A 22,960-nucleotide genomic window follows, 5' to 3' on the forward strand; every position below is an offset into this window, starting at 1 on the left:
AGCACCCACGGCGCCCGGCAGGCACCCTCGCCGAACACCGGGGGCACCGCACAGGACTTTCGAAACACCCCCTAGGGCGGCTCCGACACGCCCTGGACCACATCGACCGGAGCCGGCGCGTGAGCCACGCGCCGCTTCCTGACAAGAGGCAGTGATGTTCAGCAGTTCCGTCGCGGACGCACCCCTGATCCGCGAGCCCCTCCACGCCCCCGTCGCCCACCTGATACGCGGCGGGGTCGTGGAGGGCATCCACTACGGTTCCGTCGTCGTCCTCGGCGCCGACGGAACGGTCGACTTCCAGCTCGGCGACATCGAAGCCGCCTTCTACCCCCGCTCGGCCCTCAAGCCCGTCCAGGCGGTCGCCATGGTCAGGGCCGGGCTGCCGCTCGACGGCGAGCTCCTCTCGCTCACGGCGGCGAGTCACTCCGGCGAGGAACGCCACCTCGCCGGGACCCGGCGCATCCTGGAGCTCGCCGGGCTCACCGAGGACCACCTGCGCAACGTCACGGACATGCCGTTCGACCCCGTCGTCCGGGACACCTGGGTGCGCGAGGGGCGTCCGCCCTCCCGGCTCGCCCAGAACTGCTCCGGCAAGCACGCGGCGATGCTGTACACCTGTGTGCTCAACGACTGGCCCCTCGAGGGCTACCTCGAGGCCGGGCACCCGCTGCAGCAGGCGATCGCCGAGATCGTCGAGGACCTGACGGGGCAGCGGATCGCGGCCGTGACGGTCGACGGGTGCGGGGCGCCGCTGTTCTCCGTGTCCCTGCACGGTCTCGCCCGGGCCGCCGCGCGGATCACCACGGCCGCCGCAGGTACACCGGAGGCGCGGGTGGCCGACGCGATGCGTTCCCACGCCGAGATGGCGTCGGGCACCGGGCGGGACGTCGCCGCGTTGATGGCGGCCGTGCCCGGGCTGCTGGCCAAGGACGGGTTCGAGGGCGTCGAGGTCGCCGCGCTGCCCGACGGGCGTGCCGTCGCCGTGAAGATCGCGGACGGGGCGAGCCGGGCGCGGGTGCCGGTCGCTGCGGCGGCGTTGGCGCGGGCCGGGGTGGATCCGGCGCTGCTCACCGAGTTCCAGGGGGAGGCCCTTCTCGGTGGTGGGCGGCCGGTCGGGTGCGTGCGGCCCGTTCGTTCGCTCGAGCCGGTTGTTTCGTCGACGTGCGCCTAAGGGTGTGCCACGTGTGTGATTCGGCGACTGCGGGCCGTTCGTGGCTGGTCGCGCCCACACGGCGGTAGCCGCATGTCAATGACGCCCCGCGCCCCCGTCAGGGGCGCTGTAACTTCCGTACCTCAGAAAGAGGACCGTACCCTCATGACCACCGCCGTCACCCGTAGTGAGCACGATCTGCTCGGCGACCGGGATGTTCCCCTCGACGCGTACTGGGGTGTGCACACCCTGCGGGCCACCGAGAACTTCCCCATCACCGGGACGCCGATCTCCGCCTACCCGCATCTGATCGACGCCCTGGCCGCCGTCAAGGAGGCCGCCGCGCTCGCCAACGAGGAGCTGGGGCTGCTGGCGCCCGAGAAGGCCGCCGCGATCGTCGAGGCGTGCCGGGAGATCCGGGACGGGAAGCTGCACGACCAGTTCGTCGTCGACGTGATCCAGGGCGGCGCCGGGACCTCGACCAACATGAACGCCAACGAGGTCGTCGCGAACCGGGCGTTGGAGCTGCTGGGGCATGAGAAGGGGCAGTACCGGTTCCTGCACCCCAACGAGGACGTCAACCTGGGGCAGTCGACCAACGACGTCTATCCGACCGCCGTCAAGATAGCGACGGTGTTCGCGGTGCGCGGGCTGCTCAGGGCGATGGCCGTCCTGCAGGACGCCTTCGCGGCCAAGGCCGTCGAGTTCCGCGACGTGCTCAAGATGGGCCGTACACAGTTGCAGGACGCGGTTCCGATGACGCTGGGTCAGGAGTTCTCCGCCTATGCCGTCATGATGGACGAGGACCGCAACCGTCTTGACGAGGCCGTCCAGTTGATCCATGAGATCAACCTCGGGGCCACGGCCATCGGCACGGGGCTCAATGCTCCGGCCGGGTACGCGGAGGCGGCTCGTCGTCACCTCGCGGCGATCACCGGGCTGCCCCTGGTCACGGCCGCCAACCTGGTCGAGGCAACCCAGGACTGCGGCGCGTTCGTCCAGATGTCCGGCGTGCTCAAGCGGATCGCCGTCAAGCTGTCGAAGAGCTGCAACGACCTGCGGCTGCTGTCGTCCGGACCGCGCGCGGGCCTCGGCGAGATCAACCTGCCGCCGGTGCAGGCCGGTTCGAGCATCATGCCCGGCAAGGTCAACCCGGTGATTCCCGAGGTCGTCAACCAGGTCGCCTTCGAGGTGATCGGCAACGACGTCGCCATCACCATGGCCGCCGAGGCCGGCCAGCTCCAGCTCAACGCGTTCGAGCCGATCATCCTGCACTCCCTGTCGGAGTCCGTCACGCACCTGCGGAACGCCTGTGTCACGCTCGCCGAGCGGTGCGTGGCCGGCATCACCGCCAACACCGAGGCGTTGCGCGCGAGCGTGGAGAACTCCATCGGGCTGGTCACCGCGCTGAACCCGCACATCGGGTACACCGCCGCCACCGACATCGCCAAGGAGGCCCTTGCCACCGGCCGCGGAGTGGCCGAACTCGTCCTGGAGAAGGGCCTGTTGCCCGCCGAGACCCTCGCCGACCTGCTCCGGCCCGAGGCCCTCGCGGGCAGCGGTTCACCCCTCGTCTGACCCGCACCGGGACGACCACAACGACGCGCCCGGATCGGCACGGAGGCACAATGGTGATCATGACAACGACGTCGGCCCACTCCTTCCAGCCGGTCCTGGAGCGCATCGCCGAGGAGATCGGGCGCACCCCGGGCCGCGGCCGGCCCGCCGACTACATCCCGGCGCTCGCGGCCTGCGACCCGCGCCGCTTCGGCATGGCGGTCGCGGAGCTGGACGGCACGGTGTACGGCGTGGGGGACTGGCGGGAGCCGTTCTCCACCCAGTCCATCACCAAGGTCTTCACCCTCGCCCTCGACCTGGCCCGCGAGGGCGACGAACTGTGGGAGCACGTGGGGCGCGAGCCCTCCGGCAACCCGTTCAACTCCCTTGTCCAGCTGGAGTACGAGAACGGCATCCCGCGCAATCCCTTCATCAACGCGGGCGCGCTGGTCGTCACCGACCGCCTGCACACACGAACCGGGGACGCGGCCGGTGAACTGCTGACCTTCCTGCGCACGGAGAGCGGCAACCCTGCCCTGGACTTCGACAAGGACGTCGCCGCCTCCGAGGCCGGGCACGGCGACCGCAACGCCGCACTCGCGCACTTCATGGCGTCCTACGGCAACATCGACAACCCGGTGCCGGTTCTGCTCGACCAGTACTTCCGGCAGTGCTCGGTCACCGCGTCCTGCGCCGACCTCGCCCTGGCGACCACCTTCCTGGCCCGCCACGGGGTGCGCGCCGACGGCACCCGGCTGCTCACCCGCAGCCAGGCCAAGCAGGTCAACGCGGTCATGCTGACCTGCGGGACGTACGACGCGGCGGGCGAATTCGCCTACCGCGTCGGCCTGCCCGGCAAGAGCGGGGTCGGCGGCGGCATCATCGCGGTCGTCCCCGGCCGGTGCACGCTGTGCGTGTGGAGCCCCGGTCTCGACGGACGCGGCAACTCGGTGGCCGGCGTCGCCGCCCTGGACCGCTTCACGACCCTGACCGGACTGTCGGTGTTCTGAACGCCGCTCACACTCCGGTCACACGCAGGTCCCCGGACGGAAGTCGGCGCGTCAGGTTCCGGCCACCCGGCGTTGACACGCTGCCCGAGTGTTGGCCATGGCTTTCCCCGTCGATCTTCGCCGCTGTCAGGTCCTGGGCCTGGCCGGCACCGCCTTCCTCGCCCTGGGCGGCGAGACGGCCGGCGCCCTGCCCGTGCAGCAACTGCTCGCCCCCGCCAACGTGCGCGCGGCACTCGGGCTGGTCGGCGTCTACTTCGGCGTCGTCATCCTGATAGCCGCCTGGGTGCTGCTCGGCCAACTCGTGCGCAGCGCGGATCCGCCCGGCCCACGCGCCCTGCTGGGCGTGCTCGCCGTCTGGGCGGCCCCGCTGCTGCTGGCCCCGCCGCTGTTCAGCCGGGACGTCTACAGCTACCTCGCCCAGGGCGCCATGGTCGACGCCCACATGGACGTCTACGCGCAGGGTCCGGCCCAACTCGGCGGCCCGCTGGCCGGCGAGGTCGCGCCGCTGTGGCAGCACACCGGGGCGCCGTACGGACCGGTGTTCCTCGCCGTCGCCTCCCGCCTGGCCGACCTGACCCGGGGGCAACTGCCCGCCGGACTCGTCGGGATGCGGCTGCTCGCGCTGCTCGGCGTTGCGCTCATGGCCGCCGCGCTGCCCCGTCTCGCCCGGCACAGCGGCGCCGACCCGGCTGCCGCGCTCTGGCTCGGCGCCCTCAACCCGCTGGTGCTGCTCCACCTGGTCGCGGGTGCCCACAACGACGCCATCATGCTCGGCCTGCTCGGCGTCGGCCTGGTCGCCGCGTCGGGCCGGTGGCCGGTCCTGGGCGCCGTACTCGTGACGCTCGCCGCGCTGGTCAAGGCGCCGGCCCTGCTCGGGCTCGCCGCGGTCGTCGTCCTCCAGGTGCGCGCCGGGCGCCGTCCCGCGCGGGCCGTGCTGACCACCGTCGTCGCCGCCGCGGCCACCACGGTCGCCGCGACCGCCCTGGCCGGAACCGGATACGGCTGGATAGGCGCCCTCGACACGCCGGTCTCGTCGCACAACTGGGCGCTCACCAGCCTCCTCGGCCGCGCCACCGGCGCCCTCCTGGAACACCTCGGCAGCGACCTCGCGCCGCTCGCCCTGCCGGCCTGGCACCTACTCGGCCTCGCGCTCACCTCGCTGCTGACGGCGGCCATATGGTGGCGGCTGCGGCCCCACCCCGTCTACGCCCTCGGCCTGAGCCTCGCCGCGGTCGCCGCCTTCGGCCCGGCGATCCGCCCCTGGTACGCCCTGTGGGGCCTGTTCCTGATCGCCGCCGCCGCTCCCACCACCTCGGTGCGGCGCCGGGTGGCGGCCGTGACGGGTGTCCTGGCGCTCGCCACCCTCCCCAGCGGCGGCCCGGCGGACACCGGCCAACTGGTGCTGGCCGTCTCCGGCGGCGCGCTCGCCCTGGTGGTCCTCTGGCAGGCCCACCAGGCGGCCCAGGCACCCGCGCCGGGACACCCGGCGTGACCCCGCCCCGCACCGACCGCGGCCGGCTGCTGCTGGTCCTCGCCGTGGCCGCCGCCGTCACGGGCTTCACCGCGACCGTGCCACTGCTGCGCGACTGGTTCGACCTGCGGGTCTACTACGGTGCCGTCAACACCTGGGTCCACCACGGCGGACGCCTCTACGACTACCTGGTCCCGGGCACGACCTACGGCTTCACCTATCCGCCCTTCGCCGCCGTCGCCATGTCGCCCATGGCCCTGGTCGGACTGCACACGGCGATCGCGCTCGCCCTCGTGCTCAACCTCGCGGCGCTCGCCCTGATCGCGCACCTGCTGACCGAGGGGGCGTGGCGACGCCACGGCTGGTACGGCTGCGCCCTGGGCGCCTGTGGGCTCGCCCTGTTCGAGCCCCTGCGGGACACCTTCAGCTTCGGCCAGGTCAACCTGCTGCTGCTGGCCCTGGTGCTCGTCGACGCCCGGCTGCTGTGCACCGGCCGGGACCGCTGGGCGGGTGTCGGCATCGGTGTGGCGGCCGCGATCAAACTGACCCCGGCCGTCTTCATCGCCCTGCTCCTGCTCGCCCGCCGCCGGCGCGCGGCCGCCGTGGCGACCGCCGTCACCTGTGCGGCGACCGGACTCGCGGCGCTCGTGGCCCCCCGGGCCTCACGTTTCTACTGGACCGAGGCCCTGTGGGACACCAGCCGGGTGGGTCGCCTCGACTACGTCTCCAACCAGTCCCTGCAGGGGATACTGGCCCGCCTCGGCGACACCGACCGTGCGGTCTGGGCGGCGGCGGTCCTGCTGGTGCTGGGCGTCTGGGCGCTCCGTGCCCGGCGCGCCCTCACCGCGGGCGACTGGCCGGCCGCGTTCGCGCTCACCGGTCTGACCGCCTGTCTGGTCAGCCCGATCACCTGGGTGCACCACCTGGTGTGGCTGCTGCCCGCCTTCGCGGTGCTGGTCCGCGCCGGGCACAGGCGCGTCGCGGGCGCCCTCTACGCGGTGCTGTGCACCAGCGTGGTGTGGCTGTGGTTCCACGACGCGTCCGGCATCGACGGATTCCTCGGCAGCAACACCTACGCCTGGATCACGCTCGGCCTCCTGCTGTGGCTGCCGGTCGGTCAACTCCCTTCTGCGGACGCGCTTTTGCCCCGCAGCACCAGGGCCACCGCACCCGCGCCGAGCACGGCCGCCCCCAGGGTGGCACCCGCCTCCTCCCACCCCGGCCCGCCATCCGGCGCGACCACGGCGGCGGCGGGAACGGCGCTCGGCTGCGACCGGGGCCTGACCACAAGCCCGTCCAGCGACCCGACCGGTGCCGCCCGCCCGGCCGCCTCGAACCCCCAGTCGAGCAGTTCCCGCGCCTCCTCGTAGACGGTGAAGCCGCCGCCCGCCTGCGGGTTCATCACCGTCACGACGAGCGTGCGGCCACCCCGTCGGGCGGCGGCGACCAGGGTGTTGCCCGCGTTCGTGGTGTAACCGTTCTTCACACCGATGAGCCCCGGATACCGCTCCACGCCGTCCGCGCCGGTCAGCAGCCGGTTGGTGTTCCGGATCCCGTACGACGCCCCGCCCAGGCCGGGGAACAGCGCCTCGGCCGTCCCGCAGTAGCGCGCGAAGTCCGCGTTGCGCAGCCCTGCCCTGCCGAACACCGCGAGGTCGTACGCCGAGGACACCTGGCCCGGGGTGTCGTATCCGTCCGGCGAGCGGACCTGGGTGTCCAGTGCCCCCAGCGCACGGGCCTTGGCCTGCATGCGCCCGGCCGTCGCCTGCCAGCCGCCGTCCAGCGCGGCCAGCACGTGCACGGCGTCGTTGCCGGAGTTGAGGAACACCCCACGCCAGAGATCGGAGACCTCGTACGTCTGCCCCGCGGCGACTCCGACCATGCTGCTGCCGGGGCCGATGTCCGCCAGCTCCTCCTCGGTGACCGTGTGCCGGAGGCCCGCGGGCAGTCCCGGCAGCACGGTGAGGGCGAACAGGGTCTTGAGCGTGCTGGCGGGCGGCAGCCTGCGATGCGCGTCGTGCGCGGCCAGCACCTCACCGCTGTCCGCGTCGGCCACCAGCCACGACAACGCGGAGACACCGGGCACCCTCGGCACTCCGCGTGCGGCCCGGACCTGCGTGCCCTCCCGGTACAGCAGCGAGGGGCGGGGCAGCGTCGGGCGTGGCCCGGCGGTCGTCGGGGGCTGCGCGCCGACGGCCAGGGCGACGGGCGCGAAGGTCAGGACGCCCGCCGCGCAGAGCGCGCAGGCCACGATGCCCGTCCGGGATGGGAATCCGATGGTCATACTTATCAACGTAGGAATCGGTCTGGGGTACGCGACGGTGACCGGGCCGGAACACGGTGCGCCAGCACTCGGATGGACGCCGGATATCCGGCGTGGGGTCACTCGGCGGGCAGTGTCGGCTGGACGCGGCGCAGGAACGTCGCGTTGTCCGGGGTCGCCCGCATACGCTCCAGCAGGGTCTCGAGGCCGCCCTGTCCGTCCCGTGCCTGCAGCGCTCGCCGCAGCCCTCGTACGGTGGTCAACTCGGCCTGGGGCAGCAGGAGTTCCTCGCGACGGGTGCCCGAAGGGTTGATGTCGACGGCCGGGAACACCCGGCGCGCGGCGAGTTCCTGGCTGAGGCGGAGCTCCATGTTGCCGGTGCTCTTGAGCTCCTCGAAGTAGTAGTCGTCGGCGCGTGAACCGGTCTCCACGAGGGCGGTGGCGAGGATCGTGAGCGAGCCGCCCTCCTCGGCCAGCCGTGCGGCGCCGAAGAACCGCTTCGGCCCGAGCAGCGCGGCCGCGTCGACGCCGCCGGTCAGGGTGCGGCCACCGGCGGCGGCCGCGTTGTTGTGCGCCCGGCACAGCCGGGTCAGGGAGTCCAGCAGGATCACGACGTCCTCGCCCGCCTCGACCAGCCGCTTGGCCCGCTCGATGACGAGTTCGGCGAGGGCGATGTGCTGCTTGGCCGCCCGGTCGAAGGTGGACGCGTACACCTCGCCGCGCACCGAGCGCCGCATCTCGGTGACCTCCTCGGGGCGCTCGTCGAGCAGTACCACCATCAGGCGGCACTCGGGGTGGTTGCCCGCGACGGCGGCCGCGATCTGCTGGAGCAGCACGGTCTTGCCGGTCTTGGGCGGGGCGACGATCAGGCCCCGCTGGCCCTTGCCGACGGGCGCGAGCAGGTCGGTGAGCCGGCCGGTGAGCCCGGAGGCCGGGTGCTCCAGGCGGATCCGCTCGCGCGGGTGCAACGGGGTGAGGTCACGGAAGTGGCGGCGGCCACGCAGGTCGTCGGGCGTGCGCCCGTCGACCCGTACGACCTCGGTCAGGGCGCGGCGGCCGTCCCGTACGCCTTCGACGAGGTCGCCCTTGCGCAGGCCGTGACGGCGGATCAGCGCGGGGGACACGGGCAGGTCGGAGGGGGCGGCGAGGAGGTTTACGGCGCGCAGGTGGCCCTTGCCGCCCGCGTCGATGTCGAGGACACCGGTGACGAGCTGGGCCGGGGGCTCCTGCTGGAGTGGGGGGTGTTCGAGAGTGGTGGTCATGGTGGGGGTCCTTTCGAGGACGGATGGCATGAGACATGCGGGAGGAGGGGTCGAAGCCGCGACTGGAAGGCGGACAGCGCCTTCGGCGGCGGGAAACAGCGCCCTCGGGGTACGGCAGGGCCGTACAGGTCACGAGATGGTGCTGGAGAGCCGGTGCGCCGACCGGGAGACGGCGGGCGGAGCGGCGAACTGAGAGGGAACCGGCACCGGCGCCCACAAGGATGGGGCGAACTCAGGTGCTAGCAGAAACGTACCACAGGCGGTGTCGCCGTAAACCGGTCAGCGGGTGGCGAGAAGGGCGTACAGGAGCGGAATCCGCGGCTTGGGCAGACGCCACCAGCCGGACGTCGTACGGACCATCTGCGGCCAGCGGGGCCAGGGAAGTTCCTCGCTCTCGCGCAGGCGCCGGACGGTCAGTCCTGCCCCGATCAACGCGTCCATGACCTCGCTTATTCCGTGCGTCCACTCGTAGCTGTCGGTGGCGCCCTCGACCGCCGGGCCGTCGGTGTAGGTGTGCGTCGCGTCCCGGTGCACCACGCCCCTGCCGCCCAGGTAGTCGTGGCGCAGCAACAGCTCGGGGCCCTCACCGGGGGCGGGTTTGGGGCCCAGAGAGTTGAGCAGCGGATGGAACTCGACGACGTACAACCGGCCGCCGGGGCGCAGCAGTCGGGCGACGACGTCCGCCCACCGCACCAGGTCCGGCAGATAGCACAGCGCGCCCTTGCCGGTGTACACGACGTCGAACTGCCGCCCGTCGAGAGCCTGTTCGGCGTCGTACACATTGGCCCGCACGTAGCCGACGTCCAGACCCGCCCGCGCCGCGAGGTCCCGCGCCGCGGCCACCGACGCCGCGGAGAAGTCGAGGCCGACGGCCCGGGCGCCGCGCCCGGCGAAGGCGATCGTCTCGGTGCCGAGGTGGCACTGGAGGTGGAGCACGTCGCGGCCGGACAGCTCGCCGAGGTCGTCCCACTCGAAGGAGGCGAACCAGCGGGCCGGGTCGAGGTCCTGGTCGAGGCCGTAGAACCGGCTGGCGAGGTGGACGGGGGTGCGGGCGTCCCAGTTCGCCTGGTTGGCCCGCATGAACCGCGCGTGCTCGTCGGTGGTCATGAGGACATCCAACCGCAGCCGGGTTCCCCGTGGCGGGAAGAGCGCGCCGACGACCGCGCTACGCCGCCTACTGCACGCAGGTGCGGGCTCGCGCCCGGTCACCGGTACCGTGTGACGTCAGGAGGCGGTGGTCCTCCCCTCCGCCTCCTTCGCGATCTCCTCGAAGCGGGCGCCCATCGCCGCCGCGAGGGCCTGGGCGCCCGACAACGGCCGCACCATGACGGTGAGTTGGTCGATCAACCCGTTCTCGTCGAGGTGGATGAAGTCGCAGCCCGTCAGTTCGCGGTCGCCGACCCGGGCGGTGAACACCAGTGCGTGGTCGCGGCCGTCGGCTCCGGTGAGCTCTCGGTCGTAGCGGAAGTCCTCGAACACCCGGGACACCGCGCGCAGGATCGCCGCGGTGATCGCCTTGCCCGGGTACGGCTTGAACACCACCGGGCTGGTGAACACGACGTCCTCGGCCAGCAGAGCCTCGACGGCGTCGAGATCGCCGGCCTCGACCGCCTCGCGGAACGCGCGCATCGGACCACCTCTTAGTCAATTAGTTGAGTAGGTAAAGGTGAGAGTAGTCAGGCGGCGTGACGGTGTCCACTAGGCTGCTGTGGGTGTTCAGCCCCCAAGGCCCCAGCCTGCGAGAACTCGCCGTCCAGGCCCTGTCGTCCGTGGAGCGCGGGTACGACCTGCTCGCCCCGAAGTTCGACCACACCCCCTTCCGGACGCCCGACTCGGTGCTCGACGCCGTCTCCGCGGAGCTGGCGTCGGCGGGTCCCTTCGAGGACGGGCTCGACCTGTGCTGCGGCACGGGGGCCGGGATCGGCGTACTGGCGCGGGTGTGCCGGAGGAGCGTCACGGGGGTCGATTTCAGCGCCGGGATGCTGGACGTGGCGCGGCGGCGCACGCGGCCGGCCGGGCCCCGGGTGGCCTGGGTGCGCGCGGACGCCCGGGCGCTGCCGTTCCGGTCCGCGTTCGACGTCGTCGTCAGTCTCGGGGCCTTCGGGCACTTCCTGCCCGAGGAACTGCCCGGGCTGTTCGCCGAGGTGCGCGCGGCGCTGCGGCCCGAGGGGTGCTTCGCGTTTCCGGTGCTCGCCCCGCCCCGGCCCTCGTCGCCCGCGTACTGGATGCTGCTCGGCTTCGACGCGGTGATGCGGGTGCGCAACGCCGTGTGGCGCCCGCCGTTCGTCATGTACTACCGGGCCTTCCGACTGGGGGATGTTCGGCGGGAGTTGGAGCGGGCCGGATTCCGCGTCGACCTGCGGCCCCTGGAGGAGTTCGGGCGGCGCAGCGACGGCAGCCCCCGGGTGCGGATGGTCCTGGCGCGCCGTCCCGGGGAGCGGCTCAGCCCGCGGCCGGGAGCGTGAACTCGTAGACCAGGGCGTCCTGTCGGGCGTCCACGATCAGGTCGGTGATCTCCAGCGGCCGCGCGTACTGGTCGTGCACGCGTCGTGTCACGCGTACCGAAGGCGTGTCCGCGAGCGGGGTGATGGCGTCCCGGTGGTGCAGGGTCAGTCCGGCCTTGCGCATCCAGTCGTAGGCGCGGCCCAGGTGGGCGGAGGCGGTGCCGTCGGCCCGGTCGCGGTAGCGGGCCAGTTCCTCGACCTCACAGAGGGCGACGGCGGAGAAGGACGTCACCGCCGTACGCCGTCCGCGGCCGTCCGCGCCCGAGGACTCGTACCGGTGGACCAGGGTCGGGCGGTGCGGGGCGAGGCCGAGGGCCTCGGCGTGGTCCGGCGGGGGAGTCTCCCAGGCGACCGTGGCCCGGTCCGCGGCGCGCGGGTCGGCGGTTCGGGCGCCCACCGGGAACGCCAGCGAGGACGGCGCCTGACTGGGCAGACCGGGCAGTCTCGCGTGGCTGCCGCGCCGGTCGGTGCTGACCATTCCGTCCCGGCGCAGCACCTCCAGCGCCTGCCGGACGGTCTCCCTGCTGACGGCGAAGTGCGCGGCCAACCGCCGTTCGCCCGGCAGCCGTTCGCCGGGCGGGATGGTTCCGTCGCGCAACTCGTCGAGTAGTCGGGTCGCGACACGCCAGTAAAGCGGTTGTCCTGCCGGGACCGGGTGGTGGGTGCGGGCCATGCCGCGCCTCCTGTGGGTGACGTACGGTAGCCGTGCGGGCTCGGTGCGCCACCAGATCTAGCATTGGTCTAAACCAGCAGGGAAGGGTGATCGGGCGGTTCGGCCGAAACCGGCCCGCCCGCACCGGCGTTCACAGGGCGCTGTACAGGGCCTCGATCAGGGCCATCTTCCGTGGGTCGTTGGCGATATGAGGCCCCATCCGGTTCATCACATAGCCGAGCGACAACCCGGATTCGGGGTCGGCGAGTCCGCACGAGCCGCCGAACCCGTCGTGTCCGAAAGCGCGCGGGTTGGGTCCGTAGGAGCCGTTGGTGCCGCTCAGCCACAGCCCGAGCCCGATGTCCGTCTCGGCGTCGAGCCCGGCCCCCAGCACCAGGTCGCGGCAGCTGCCCTGGCCCTCACGCACCCGTTCGGCCGCCGCGGGGGACAGGACGCGACGGCCGTCGTACGACCCCCTGCCCGCGAAGACGCCGTACAGTGCGGCGATCGCCCGGGCCGTGCCGTGGCCGTTGGCCGCCGGGATCTCGGCGGCCCGCCACTCGGGCGTGTTGGCCTCGGCCGCACCCACCAGCGGATTGGCCAGCGCAGCCAGCGCGGCGGGTGTCAACTGGCTGAAGATGGCGGCCTGTTCGCTGCTGGAGGCGGCCGGTGGATGCACCAGTTCGGCCGCCCGGCCGGCCTCCTTCTCCGGGAGCCCGATGGTGAAGTCGATCCCGAGCGGCCCGGTCACCTCCTGGGCGAGGAAGGTGCTGGGCAGCTGCCCCGAGACCCGCCGGACGACCTCGCCGACCAGGAAGCCGTACGTGAACGCGTGATACCCGGACGCCGTCCCCGGCTCCCACCAGGGCTCCGTCGCCGCGAGCCGGCCGGTCGTGAACTCCCAGTCGTAGAGCTGCTCGAGCGAATGCGGCTCTCGCAGTCCTGACAGCCCGGCCCGGTGCGACAGCAGATGTCGTACGAGCACCTTCTCCTTGCCGGCGGCGGCGAACTCGGGCCAGTACGTCGCCACCGGCGCGTCCAGGTCGAGCAGGTCCCGGTCGGCGAGGATGTGGGCGCACAGCGCGGTCGGGCCCTTCGTCGTCGACCACACGTTGACCAGCGTGTCCCGCTCCCAGGGCCGGGTGCGGGCGGCGTCGGCCCAGCCGCCCCACAGGTCCACCACGACCTCGCCGTCGACGCTCACGGTGACCGCGGCGCCCAGCTCGCCCCGCTCCCGGAAGTTCTCCTCGAACGCCGTCCGCACGGCTGCGAACCGTTCGTCGCAGTGACCGTCCACGTCCGGCTCGCGCTCCGTCATCAGGCCCTCCGTCGTCCGCCATGCGCCCGGGCGGCCCCGTTGCCGCCCGGGCATCCCGAACATACCGACTGGTCGGACCGGAGGGAAGGCCGGCGGTGAGGCCGCTTGCCGACCTCAGAGGTACGGCTTCAGCCAGCGCAGCTTGGTCGCCTCCTGGTACGGACCGCCGCCCTCGTGGTCGTTGAAGTCGTACACCTCGATCCTCTTGTCCTCGCGGCTCCAGGCGTTGAAGGCCGCGAAGACGGTCGAGGGCGGGCAGGTCTGGTCCTCCAGCGCCGCCGAGAAGAGGGCCGGCGCGCTGCCACGCGAGGCGAAGTGGACACCGTCGAAGTAGGAGAGGGTGCGCAGGGCGTCCGCGGTGCGGCCGCGGTGGGTCTTGAGGAACAGGCCGATCTCCCGGTAGGGGTGACGGTCCGTCACGGTCGCGGCGCGTGGGTAGTCGCACAGGAACGGTACGTCCGGCGCTATCGCCGCCAGGTCGGGGACCAGGCCGCCGACCGCGATGGTGATGCCGCCGCCCTGGCTCCCGCCCAGGACGGCCGTGCGGGAGGCGTCGGTCAGCGGGTGGGAGCGTGCCGCCTCGACGGCCCGGACCGCGTCGGTGAACACGCGGCGGTAGTAGTAGTTCTCGGGCGCGTCGATGCCGCGGGTCATGAAGCCGGGGTAGGCGGGGGCGCCGCCCACCGGGTCCGCGGTGCCGCCCCCGCCGCCCCAGGCACTGCCCTGTCCGCGCGTGTCCATCACGAAGTGCGCGCGGCCGGTCGACGCCCACAGCAGGTGCTCGTGCGGCAGTCCGCGGCCACCGCCGTACCCGATGAACTCCACCACCAGCGGCAGGGGTTCAGCCGTCCCGGCGGGCAGCGTCAGCCAGCCCTTCACCGGGTGCCCGCCGAACCCGGCGAACGTCACGTCGTTCACCTCGACCGTCGTCAGCCCGGTGTCGACCGGCTCGAAGCGGGCGTCCAGATCGTGCTCGCGGGCCTCCTGCAGGGTCTTGGACCAGAACGCGTCGAAGTCCTCGGGCTCGACGGACGCGCTGCGGTACTCCTTCAGCTCGTCGAGGGGGAGGTCGAACAGGGCCATGTAGGACCGCCTTTGCGAAGGGTCGGTGCGGATGATCACACCGTACGTGCGCGGTCGGACCACTGGCCAGGCCTTTCCCGGTCTGCCCCTCCGGTCACGGCCCGCCCGCCTGGCGCCGGGTCCACTGGGGCTCCGTGCGGGACCACTCCCGCTCCCACTCGGCCAGCCGGTGGCCGGTGGCCACACGGCGTACGACGAGGTGGCCGAGGAGCACCACGGCACCGGCGCCGGCCGCCGCGCAGGTGCCGATGGTGACGGTGTGCTGCCAGATCTGGGTCTGACCGGGCGGCGGGCCGACGGCCCGGCCCCGGGAGTCGAACCAGACGTCCACCGTGCCGCCCTGCCGGCTCCCCGCCGCGACGAGCGCCTCGGCGGTGTGCGAGCCGGTGACGGGATCGCTCCAGCGCACGGTCACTCGGAACGGGCGCCGGCTGCCGCCCTGCACGGCGGGTGCCCGGTCGGGGGTCGCGCCGACGACCTCGGCCCGCACCTGATGGCGGTCCGCACGCTGCGCCGCCGCGACGGCCCGCGCCTCGTCGTGCGCCCACCACCCGGCGATCGCCCCCGCCAGCGGGGCGCCGAGGAACAGCAGGACCGCGACGACCAGTGTCGTCCACGCCTCCACGACGTCCGACCGCCGCCGCAGTGGATTGCGCCGCCAGCGCCAGCCGCGCACCCGGGTCCGCATGTCGACCTCCTCGCCGTCACCGAAACCGGAGGGGCCGCAACCGCTGCCATACCTGTTCGATCCGTGGTGTACGTCCGGACCGTGTGTGCGTGCGCGTGCCCATGAAATCGGGGTACCCAGACCTTCGGAGATCGCTCACCGCGAACCCCTCTTGTCTCGTGCGCCCGCGTCAGCCGAAGCGCTCGATCCGGATCCGGTCCACGGGCTGGCCCGCCTCGACGAGCAGGCGCGAGGCGTGTTCGGCGAAGCCGTTCGAGCCGCACACATAGGCCTCCCACCCACCGGCGGGCCGCTCGGCCAGGAGCGGCGCCACATGTGCGGCGGTCATACGTCCCACCGGCACGCCGGTCGGCGCGCCGCGCGTGAACACGGGCGTCGTCTCCGCGCCGAACTCCCGCGCGAAGATGAGCTCTTCGGGAGAGCGCGCGGACACCAGCAGCCGCAGCGGCACGCCGAGGGCGCGGGCCCGATGGTGGCGGACCATCGAGATCAGCGGTACGACGCCGGACCCCGCGCCGATCAGCAGGGCGGCCCGGTCGCCGGGCCAGGCGAAGAAGCCGCTCAGCGGACCGCGCACCTCGACCTCGTCCCCGGGTTCGGCGACCGTGTGGAACCAGCCGGACACCTCGCCGCCCACGACGTGGTCCAGAGTCAGCTCGATGTGCCCGGCGTCGTCCGGTGCCGAGGCGATCGAGTAGGGGCGCTGCGCCACATAGCCGTCTGCCGCCCGCAGCCGGAGCATCAGGTGCTGGCCGGGCAGATGCCCCGCCCAGTCCGGCACCGCGAACCGGAAGGTGGCGGCGTGCGGCGTCTCGCGGCGGATCCGGGTCAGTGTGGCCCGCTGCCATGTCGAGGCGGCCCGCCGGCTGACGGCGATGCGGCCCGGCACGGCGAAACGGGTCGGGGGAGTGAAGGGCGCCGCGGCGGCCGTCGCCGACCTGTGCTCAGTCACCGGAGTACCGCTGCTCCTCCCAGGGATTGCCGCGCGCGTGGTACCCGTTCTGCTCCCAGAAGCCCGGCTCGTCGTGGTCCAGGAGCCGGATGCCCGCGATCCACTTGACGCTCTTCCAGAAGTACAGGTGCGGCACCAGCAGCCGGGCCGGCCCGCCGTGCTCGAGGGCCAGCGGCTCGCCGTCGTACTCGAACGCGATCCAGGCGCGCCGGCCGCTCAGGTCCGCGAGCGGGAGGTTCGTGGTGTACCCGGTGTGCGAGTAGGCGACGGCATGGGTGGCGGACCCATGGGGCCGGACCACATCGAGGAAGGCGTCCAGCGACACGCCGCCGAACCGCACCCCGAACTTCGACCAGCCGGTGACGCAGTGGATGTCGCCCTCGTACGCCGACGCGGGCAGCGCGTGGGCCTGCTCCCAGTCCCAGGTGCGCGGCCGTTCCACCAGACCGTCCACGCGGAACGTCCAGTCGCCCGGCGCCGACCGGGGAGTGACCTCCGCGGACAGGACGGGCCAGTCGTCGCCCGCGTCGTACTGACCGGGTGGCAGACCCGGCTGGTGGACGCGGGCGCGCCCGGTGAAGCCTCGGGTGACGTTCATACGGATCCAGCGGGACGAAGCGGAAGCTGACACTGTCCACCGTACGTGCCGGTCAGCGGTGCTCCGGACGCGGGCCGCGCCCGATCGTTAAGGCCGTATGAAGACTCCGGCGCCCCGGGAATAGCCTCCCCCGCGAACGCCTTGCCGACTGGTGCCGGAACCGGTGCCCCGTACAACCGGTGAGCAGACGGCAGTGAAGGAGAGTGGGACATGCCCAAGGCGTACGTGTTCACGCGCTACGGCGGACCGGAGACCGAGGCACTGATCGACGTGGACCGGCCCCGCCCCGGTCCCGGCCAGGTGCTCGTCGCGGTGCGCGCCGCAGGCGTGAACCCCGTCGACTTCAAGCAGCGCACCGGCTACCGGCGCCCCGGGGAGAGCGGTGAGCGTGAGTTCCCCGCGTACTTCGGCAACGAGGTGTCCGGTGTGGTGGAGGAGGTCGGCGACGGCGTCGAGGGCTTCGCGGCGGGGGACGCCGTGTTCGGGCGGCCGGTGGTCGGCGGGTACTCCGAGTACGCGCTGCTGTCGGTCGACCTGATCGCCCGCAAGCCCGACGGCCTGTCCTTCACCGACGCGGCCACGCTGCCGGTCGCGGCGGTGACCGCGCTGGACGGAATCCGGCAGCTCGGTCTGCCGGCCGGTGCGACCCTTCTCGTCACCGGTGCGGGCGGCGGGGTCGGCGTCGCGGCCGTGCAGATCGCCCGCGCCGAGGGACTGCGGGTCGTGGGACTCGCCAGCGCGGGCAAGAAGGAGTTCGTCGAGTCGTTCGACGCCGTGCACGTCCCGTCGGGGCCGGGCTGGACCGGTAAGGTGCCGGGCACCGTGGACGGCGTGTACGACCTGGTGGGCGGCGAGGTGCTGACGGAGGCGGCGAGCCTGCTCGGCGACCGGACCAAGCTGATCACCGCAGGGGCGCCGCCCGAGGTCGTGGAGCGGCTCGGCGGCTCCCGCGTCGCCCGGATCCGCAGCTCCGAGCGGCTCGTGGCGGCGGCCGACCTGGTCGTGAAGGGCGAGCTCGACCCGCACGTGACGCGGACCTTCCCGCTGGAGCGGGCCGGCGAGGCCCTGCGCGCGGTCGAGGACGGCCACGCCCGCGGCAAGATCGTGATCGAGGTCACCGCGTGAGCCACGTCCTGGACAATCCCGCCCTGGCCTCCCTGACCGGCCCGCACGCGCACTTCGCCGAGTGGCACGGCCGGGTGGTGCGCTACCCGGTCGACGTGTCGCCCTGGCTCGCCCTGCCCGACGAGCCCGACGCCCAGGACTGGGCCGACCTCGCGGCGCTCGCGGGCCCCGGCGCCGAGGTTCCGCTGCTCGGCTTCAGCGGCGGGGTGCCGGCCGGCTGGGAGGTCACCTTCCAGATCGAGGGCGTGCAGCTCGTCGACGAGGGCCTGGCCGCCGCGCCCGAGCCGGAGGCCGTCCGCCTCGGGACCGCCGACGTACCGGAGATGCTGGACCTGGTCGAACGCACCCGGCCCGGCCCCTTCCTGCCCCGCACCGTCGAACTCGGCACCTACCTGGGCATCCGGCGCGACGGCGCGCTGATAGCGATGGCGGGGGAGCGGCTGCACCCGCCGGGCTGGACCGAGATCAGCGCGGTCTGCACCGACCCCGCCTTCCGCGGCGAGGGCCTGGCGACCCGGCTGATCCGCGCCGTCGCCCACGGCATCCGGGAGCGCGGCGAGACCCCGTTCCTGCACACCGGGGCCGGCAACGCGGGCGCCATCCGCCTCTACGAGTCCCTCGGCTTCCGGCTGCGCCGCACCACCACGTTCGGCGCGGCCCGCGTCCCCGAACACCTCGCGGACGAACGTGCGGTGACGGTTTCTTAGTGCACTAGCGCGGCCGCGAGTTGTAGCGCAGCAGATAGGTGGCGAACCGTTCCAGATCAGCGGCCGGCCAGTCCGCGAGCCGTTCCCGGAACGCCGCGCGGCGGCTGTCGGTGACCTGGGCCAGGATCTGCCGGCCGGTGCGGGTCAGGTGCAGGACCTGGACGCGGTGGTCGTCCGGGTCCTGGCGCCGCTCGATCAGCCGGGCCCGCTCCAGCGCGGCCACCTGGCGGCTCACCGTGGACTTGTCCAGGGCGTAGTGGGCCGCCAGATCGGTGGCCCGGCAGCCGCCGCTCTCCTCCAGATGCCCGAGCAGCGTGTACGACACCAGGGAGAGCTCGGGGTGCATCCGGCCGGCCGAGGCGCGGGCGCGGCGAGCGAAGGCGGTCATCTCGCGCTGGATCGTCTCCACGGCCTCGTCGGCGTCCATCGGACCTCCCTCGGGATTCTGGTTGCAGAATACAACTGAAGCGAGGGCGACCGTTGGGGTAGTGTTGCCGTCCGGCCGTGGAGTGTCCCGGCCCTCGGGAGGCGAGGAGGTGAGTCCCATCACCGCTGTGTCAGGTGGGGTGTTCTCTCCTCGCGCCGACGTGGATCACCGCCCGTAGGCGACGGCGAGAGCGCCCTTCGACCCACCGAAAGGCTCTCGGCTTCCATGCCCCCGATGTCCCCCCTGCCGTCCTCGTCCCCCTCTGTCGAGTCCGTCGCGGCCGTTCTGCGCGCCGCGGGCTGCGTCTTCGCCGAGGACGAGGCCCGGCTGATCCTCGCCCAGGCCCGCACGCCCGAGGAACTGGCCGTCCTGGTCGACCGCCGTGCGAACGGACTGCCCCTCGAACTCGTCCTCGGCTGGGCCGAGTTCCGGGGCCTGCGCATCACCGTCGAACCCGGCGTCTTCGTACCCCGCCGCCGCACCGAGTTCCTCGTCGAGCAGGCCCTCGACCGGGCGCCCGAGGCGTCCGTCGTGGTCGACCTGTGCTGCGGTTCGGGTGCCGTCGGCGCTGCCCTGGCCACCGCGCTCGACGGTGTCGAACTGCACGCGGCCGACATCGACCCGGCCGCGGTGCGCTGCGCCCGCCGCAACGTCGCCGGCGTCGGCGGTCACGTCCACGCCGGCGACCTGTTCGCCGCGCTGCCGGCCGGCCTGCGGGGCCGCGTCGACATCCTCGCGGCCAACGTGCCGTACGTCCCGAGCGGCGAGGTCGGTCTGCTGCCCGCCGAGGCCCGCGACCACGAACCGCTCGTCGCCCTCGACGGCGGCACGGACGGGCTCGACGTGCTGCGCCGGGTCGCCGCCGAAGCCCCCGACTGGCTCGCTCCGAGGGGCTGTCTGCTCGTCGAGACGAGCCGGGCGCAGGCGCCGGCGGCCGTGGCGGCCTTCACCGCGGCCGGCTTGACGACACGGCTGGCGGTCTCGGAGGAGTGGTACGCCCACGTGGTGATCGGTGCCTCGTAGGCGGCGCCGGCGCAGCGGGCGGCGGGGGTCACCTCAGGTCGTCGCCCCGCTGCCCGACGGGCTGGACGGCGCAGACGGCATCCGCCACTCGCGGGGCCCGTGACCGCCGAAACCGTCGTGCCGGCCACCCGGCCTCCGGTCGCCGGGACCCTTGTTCTCGAAGGAGCCCGACAGGACGCGTGTCGCGGTCCTGGTGCCGCTGTCCGAGCGGGTACCGACCAGGAGCGCCGTCTCGCCCTTCTTGACGGCGCCGGTCCCGGAACCCTGGGTGCCGTCGTGGAGGACCGTGGTGGCCGAGGTGACGGTCCAGGTCCACTCGGCGCCGTCCTCGCTCTTGACGGTGACCTGGTCGCCGGAGATCTTCTCGACGGTGCCGCGCTGCCAGACCCGTACCACCCACTTGCCGGTGTCCTGGTCCTTCACGGTCGCCTCACCGTGCACGCCCATCCCGCCGAAGTCGAACCACCGCCCGCCGTGCCGCCCCTCGGGACCGCCCGGCGACGGCGAGGCGGACCCCGCCGCTGCCGGTGTGGCGCTCGTGCCCGAGCCGCCCGAGGTCGCCGCGTAGGCCACGGTGCCGCCCAGGGCCAGCACGGCGACCGTCGACGCCGCGATCACCGCCCGCGCCCGGCCGGAGCGCGTCCGCCACACCCGGTCCCAGGCCGGATCCGAAGGACGCTCCGCCCCGCCGGGGCCGCTCATCACTTCCCACTCCGGTGTCGTCTCGCCCTGCCGGTCGGGCGTTCCGCCCCCGGCAGTGGGTTCCTGGTCGGTCACGGCTCGCTCCCATCGGCTACGGCACCCGGCATCTGCATGCCACGCCTCACTGTGATTGTGCGATGCAAGCGATAAGGGTCAGGTAATCAGGAGCTGTGAGTACGGCTGGACGGACCTGTGCCGCCACGCCGGGCGTCAGTCCGGTCGCTGGTGCTGCACCCGGGCGATGAGCAGCGCCACGTCGTCGGAGTTGTCCGGCTGGTGCAGGGTGCGCAGCAGGAGGTCGCACGTCTCCTCCAAGGGGCGGTCGGGGCCGTCGAGCAGGGACAGGAGCGCGTCGAGGCGTTCGTCGAGGGGGTGCTGGCGGGTCTCGACGAGGCCGTCGGTGTAGAAGACCAGCCGGTCGCCGGGTGCCAGGTCGACCGTGGTGGTCGAGAAGGCGACGCCGCCGACGCCCAGCGGCGCCCCGGTGGGCAGTTCGAGCAGCTCCGGCGGACGCCCCGAGCGCAGCCGGGCCGGCGGCAGGTGTCCGGCGTTGGCGATGCGGCACTGCCGCAGCTCGGGATCGTGGACGGCGTACACGCAGGTGGCGATGGAGTGGTCGAGGCCCTCGGTGATCCGGTCGAGGTGCTCCAGGAGCCGGGCCGGATCGAGGTCCAGGGAGGCCAGCGTGGTGGTGGCCGTGCGCAGCCGGCCCATGGTGGCCGCGGCGTTGATGCCGCTGCCCATCACGTCGCCGACGACCAGCGCGGTCTTGCCGCCGTCCAGCGGGATCACGTCGAACCAGTCGCCGCCGACCTCGCTGGTGGCGCCCGCGGGCTGGTAGCGGGAGGCGACCTCGAGGCCGCCGATCACCGGCGGGTGGCTGGGCAGCAGGCTGCGCTGCAGGGTGAGGGCGGTGTCGCGGGCGTTCTGGTACCAGCGGGCGTTGTCGATCTGCACGGCCGCCCGCGCCGCCAGCTCACGGGCGAGCAGCAGGTCGTCCTCGCTGAACGGCAGCGGATTGTGGGTGCGCTTGAGGTCGAGGGCGCCGAGCACCTCGCCGCGCGCTATCAGCGGCACCGCCAGATAGGAGTGCACGCCCGCCTCGGCCAGCAGATGGGCCGCCGCCTCGGAGCGGGCGATGCGCGGCAGGTCCGCGTCCTTGACCTCGGCCACCATCACCGGCCGGCCCGTGCGGACGCACTCGGTGACCAGGCGGTCGGAACCGTAGCGGGCCACCTGCCCCGGCTGGTCGGCGGCCAGCAGCGCCTCGGCGGCGTCGTCGGCGTGCACGGCCAGGGCCCGCAGCTCCGCCGGCTGGGCGGGGCCCAGGTTGCTGCGTCTGCCCTGCACCACCGATTCCAGGAGGTCCACGGCGGCCACGTCGGCCAGTTCCGGGACCGCGACATCCGCCAACTCCCCTGCCGTGCGGTCCAGTTCCAGCGTGGTGCCGATCCTGGCCGAGGCGTCCGCGATGAGCGTCAGCCGCCGCCGCGCGGTCTCCGCCTCCACCCTCGCCCGGTGCTGCTCCGTGGTGTCCAGGATCGATCCGGCCACCCCCAGCACGGTCCCGAAGGCGTCCTCGAGCCGGTACAGCGAGATCGACCAGGCCCGTTCCTCGTCCGGATCGGCCGCGGTACGGCCGACGGTGCGATGGTCGACCAGGGGCTGCCCGGTCTCCAGCACCCGGCGCGCCGCGCCCTCCAGCGCCTCGACCTCGACATCGGGCACCACCTCGGCGACGCGGCGGCCGATGTGGTCCGCGGCGGGCACCCCGTTGAGCCGTTCGAGCGCCGGGTTGACGGACACGTACCGCAGGTCGGTGTCCAGGACGGCCAGGCCGATCGGGGACTGCGCGATCATCCGCGTGGACAGCGCCACGTCCCGCTCCAACTGCCGTACCGTCGACCGGTCCGCGCACAGCCCCAGGGCGTAGACGTCGCCGTGGTCGTCCAGCAGCCGCATGTTGCGGAACTCCACCAGCCGGGTGCTGCCGTCCTTGCGCCGGATGGGAAAGGCCCCGGCCCAGCTCTGGCCGGTCACCATCACGTCGGCGAACAGCTTGACGACCAGGTCGAGATGCTGTTCGTGCACCATGATCCGGGCCGCGTACCGCCCGAGCGCCTCGCTCGCCGGATAGCCGAACAGCTCCTCCGCCTGCGGGCTCCACAGCACGATGTGCCCCTCGGCGTCCAGCACCACCGAGGCCACGCCCAGGACGTCGAGCAGCCCGCTGGGGCGCACCGACTCGTCGCCGTCGGTCACCGGAAATCCGGGTGCACTCATTCCACGCACCGCCTTCGTCCTTTGACGCGGCACGCCGTTCCCCCCGTGCCGACTCCCCTGTTCTACCGCGCTCAACCGTCCCTGTGACGCCTGTGCCGCCCACCTCCACCATCCCTCGACACACGCGCCGGCGTCCCCCGAAGCCGTGACGACGGTACCGGGCACGCAACGTCGCCGAGCCGACG

Annotated in this window: 21 protein-coding genes and 1 pseudogene; 9 read left to right on the forward strand and 13 right to left on the reverse strand. The window is 73.1% G+C overall.

The genetic code is table 11. The features are described from left to right. The first annotated feature begins 154 nt into the window (after positions 1-154). The 5 genes from ACIRVK_RS33800 to ACIRVK_RS33820 all read left to right on the forward strand — a co-directional run bounded on the left by ACIRVK_RS33800 (position 155) and on the right by ACIRVK_RS33820 (position 6,558). On the forward strand, positions 155-1,171 hold the full coding sequence (locus ACIRVK_RS33800) for an asparaginase (protein ID WP_404253913.1): 1,017 nt from the start codon (positions 155-157) through the stop codon (positions 1,169-1,171). A 144-nt stretch (positions 1,172-1,315) separates the two neighbouring features. Continuing rightward, positions 1,316-2,728, forward strand: coding sequence for an aspartate ammonia-lyase (gene aspA, locus ACIRVK_RS33805; protein ID WP_404253915.1), 1,413 nt, complete (start codon positions 1,316-1,318; stop codon positions 2,726-2,728). Positions 2,729-2,778: 50 nt separating this feature from the next. Further along, positions 2,779-3,717, forward strand: a complete 939-nt coding sequence (locus tag ACIRVK_RS33810; protein ID WP_404253917.1) for a glutaminase — start codon at positions 2,779-2,781, stop codon at positions 3,715-3,717. A 97-nt stretch (positions 3,718-3,814) separates the two neighbouring features. Further along, positions 3,815-5,209: a polyprenol phosphomannose-dependent alpha 1,6 mannosyltransferase MptB gene (gene mptB / locus ACIRVK_RS33815; protein WP_404253919.1), complete on the forward strand. Its 1,395-nt coding sequence runs from the start codon at positions 3,815-3,817 to the stop codon at positions 5,207-5,209. Beyond that, positions 5,206-6,558, forward strand: a complete 1,353-nt coding sequence (locus ACIRVK_RS33820) for a glycosyltransferase 87 family protein (protein ID WP_404253921.1) — start codon at positions 5,206-5,208, stop codon at positions 6,556-6,558. The genes mptB and ACIRVK_RS33820 overlap by 4 nt, the downstream gene beginning before the upstream one ends. Positions 6,559-6,641: 83 nt before the next feature. Here the strand turns inward: ACIRVK_RS33820 and ACIRVK_RS33825 are convergent. The 4 genes and pseudogenes from ACIRVK_RS33825 to ACIRVK_RS33840 form a co-directional block, all read right to left on the reverse strand. Continuing rightward, positions 6,642-7,472 (reverse strand): annotated as a pseudogene (locus ACIRVK_RS33825) (D-alanyl-D-alanine carboxypeptidase family protein); the annotation flags it as partial. Between the two features lie 98 nt (positions 7,473-7,570). After that, positions 7,571-8,713 carry a transcription termination factor Rho gene (rho, locus tag ACIRVK_RS33830; protein ID WP_404253923.1) on the reverse strand — a complete coding sequence of 381 codons (1,143 nt, stop codon included), beginning with the start codon at positions 8,711-8,713 and terminating at the stop codon, positions 7,571-7,573. A gap of 279 nt (positions 8,714-8,992) precedes the next feature. Then, positions 8,993-9,820: a class I SAM-dependent methyltransferase gene (locus tag ACIRVK_RS33835; RefSeq protein WP_404253925.1), complete on the reverse strand. Its 828-nt coding sequence runs from the start codon at positions 9,818-9,820 to the stop codon at positions 8,993-8,995. 117 nt (positions 9,821-9,937) lie between these two features. Beyond that, positions 9,938-10,342 carry a nuclear transport factor 2 family protein gene (locus ACIRVK_RS33840; RefSeq protein ID WP_404253927.1) on the reverse strand — a complete coding sequence of 135 codons (405 nt, stop codon included), beginning with the start codon at positions 10,340-10,342 and terminating at the stop codon, positions 9,938-9,940. Between the two features lie 83 nt (positions 10,343-10,425). Here ACIRVK_RS33840 and ACIRVK_RS33845 point away from each other — a divergent pair, with 83 nt between their 5' ends. Further along, entirely contained in the window at positions 10,426-11,178 is a 753-nt protein-coding gene (locus ACIRVK_RS33845; protein ID WP_404253973.1) for a class I SAM-dependent methyltransferase, read from the forward strand. Here the strand turns inward: ACIRVK_RS33845 and ACIRVK_RS33850 are convergent. From ACIRVK_RS33850 to ACIRVK_RS33875, 6 genes are all read right to left on the reverse strand, one after another. Further along, positions 11,156-11,890 (reverse strand): GntR family transcriptional regulator, encoded by a 735-nt coding sequence (locus tag ACIRVK_RS33850; RefSeq protein ID WP_404253929.1) that lies wholly within the window; start codon positions 11,888-11,890, stop codon positions 11,156-11,158. The genes ACIRVK_RS33845 and ACIRVK_RS33850 overlap by 23 nt on opposite strands. A 130-nt stretch (positions 11,891-12,020) precedes the next feature. Next, a complete protein-coding gene (locus ACIRVK_RS33855) occupies positions 12,021-13,187 on the reverse strand; it encodes a serine hydrolase domain-containing protein (protein ID WP_404253931.1) in 1,167 nt (388 codons plus the stop codon). Between the two features lie 114 nt (positions 13,188-13,301). Continuing rightward, entirely contained in the window at positions 13,302-14,270 is a 969-nt protein-coding gene (locus ACIRVK_RS33860) for an acetylxylan esterase (RefSeq protein ID WP_404253933.1), read from the reverse strand. 94 nt (positions 14,271-14,364) lie between these two features. Continuing rightward, positions 14,365-14,958, reverse strand: coding sequence for a hypothetical protein (locus ACIRVK_RS33865; RefSeq protein ID WP_404253935.1), 594 nt, complete (start codon positions 14,956-14,958; stop codon positions 14,365-14,367). 169 nt (positions 14,959-15,127) lie between these two features. Beyond that, a complete protein-coding gene (locus tag ACIRVK_RS33870; protein ID WP_404253937.1) occupies positions 15,128-15,910 on the reverse strand; it encodes a ferredoxin reductase in 783 nt (260 codons plus the stop codon). After that, entirely contained in the window at positions 15,903-16,508 is a 606-nt protein-coding gene (locus ACIRVK_RS33875) for a sulfite oxidase-like oxidoreductase (protein WP_404253939.1), read from the reverse strand. The genes ACIRVK_RS33870 and ACIRVK_RS33875 overlap by 8 nt, the downstream gene beginning before the upstream one ends. A gap of 210 nt (positions 16,509-16,718) precedes the next feature. Between ACIRVK_RS33875 and ACIRVK_RS33880 the strand changes: the two genes are divergently transcribed. Together ACIRVK_RS33880 and ACIRVK_RS33885 are read left to right on the forward strand one after the other, a co-directional pair. Beyond that, on the forward strand, positions 16,719-17,633 hold the full coding sequence (locus ACIRVK_RS33880; RefSeq protein WP_404253941.1) for an NADP-dependent oxidoreductase: 915 nt from the start codon (positions 16,719-16,721) through the stop codon (positions 17,631-17,633). Continuing rightward, positions 17,630-18,340 carry a GNAT family N-acetyltransferase gene (locus ACIRVK_RS33885; protein WP_404253943.1) on the forward strand — a complete coding sequence of 237 codons (711 nt, stop codon included), beginning with the start codon at positions 17,630-17,632 and terminating at the stop codon, positions 18,338-18,340. Before ACIRVK_RS33880 ends, ACIRVK_RS33885 begins: the two co-directional genes overlap by 4 nt. A gap of 4 nt (positions 18,341-18,344) precedes the next feature. On the opposite strand, the gene ACIRVK_RS33890 is transcribed toward ACIRVK_RS33885, so the two are convergent. After that, the gene (locus ACIRVK_RS33890) at positions 18,345-18,767 is read right to left on the reverse strand and encodes a MarR family winged helix-turn-helix transcriptional regulator (RefSeq protein WP_404253945.1); all 423 of its coding nucleotides are present in this window, start codon (positions 18,765-18,767) and stop codon (positions 18,345-18,347) included. 225 nt (positions 18,768-18,992) lie between these two features. Between ACIRVK_RS33890 and ACIRVK_RS33895 the strand changes: the two genes are divergently transcribed. Then, positions 18,993-19,790 (forward strand): putative protein N(5)-glutamine methyltransferase, encoded by a 798-nt coding sequence (locus tag ACIRVK_RS33895; RefSeq protein ID WP_404253947.1) that lies wholly within the window; start codon positions 18,993-18,995, stop codon positions 19,788-19,790. Between the two features lie 33 nt (positions 19,791-19,823). Here ACIRVK_RS33895 and ACIRVK_RS33900 read toward each other — a convergent pair whose 3' ends face one another. Both ACIRVK_RS33900 and ACIRVK_RS33905 read right to left on the reverse strand, forming a co-directional pair. Then, positions 19,824-20,567 (reverse strand): hypothetical protein, encoded by a 744-nt coding sequence (locus ACIRVK_RS33900; RefSeq protein ID WP_404253949.1) that lies wholly within the window; start codon positions 20,565-20,567, stop codon positions 19,824-19,826. A 135-nt stretch (positions 20,568-20,702) separates the two neighbouring features. Beyond that, positions 20,703-22,775 (reverse strand): SpoIIE family protein phosphatase, encoded by a 2,073-nt coding sequence (locus tag ACIRVK_RS33905; RefSeq protein WP_404253951.1) that lies wholly within the window; start codon positions 22,773-22,775, stop codon positions 20,703-20,705. Between the last annotated feature and the right edge of the window lie 185 nt (positions 22,776-22,960).

Source organism: Streptomyces sp. NPDC101152 (genome assembly GCF_044768275.1).
Classification (GTDB): domain Bacteria; phylum Actinomycetota; class Actinomycetes; order Streptomycetales; family Streptomycetaceae; genus Streptomyces.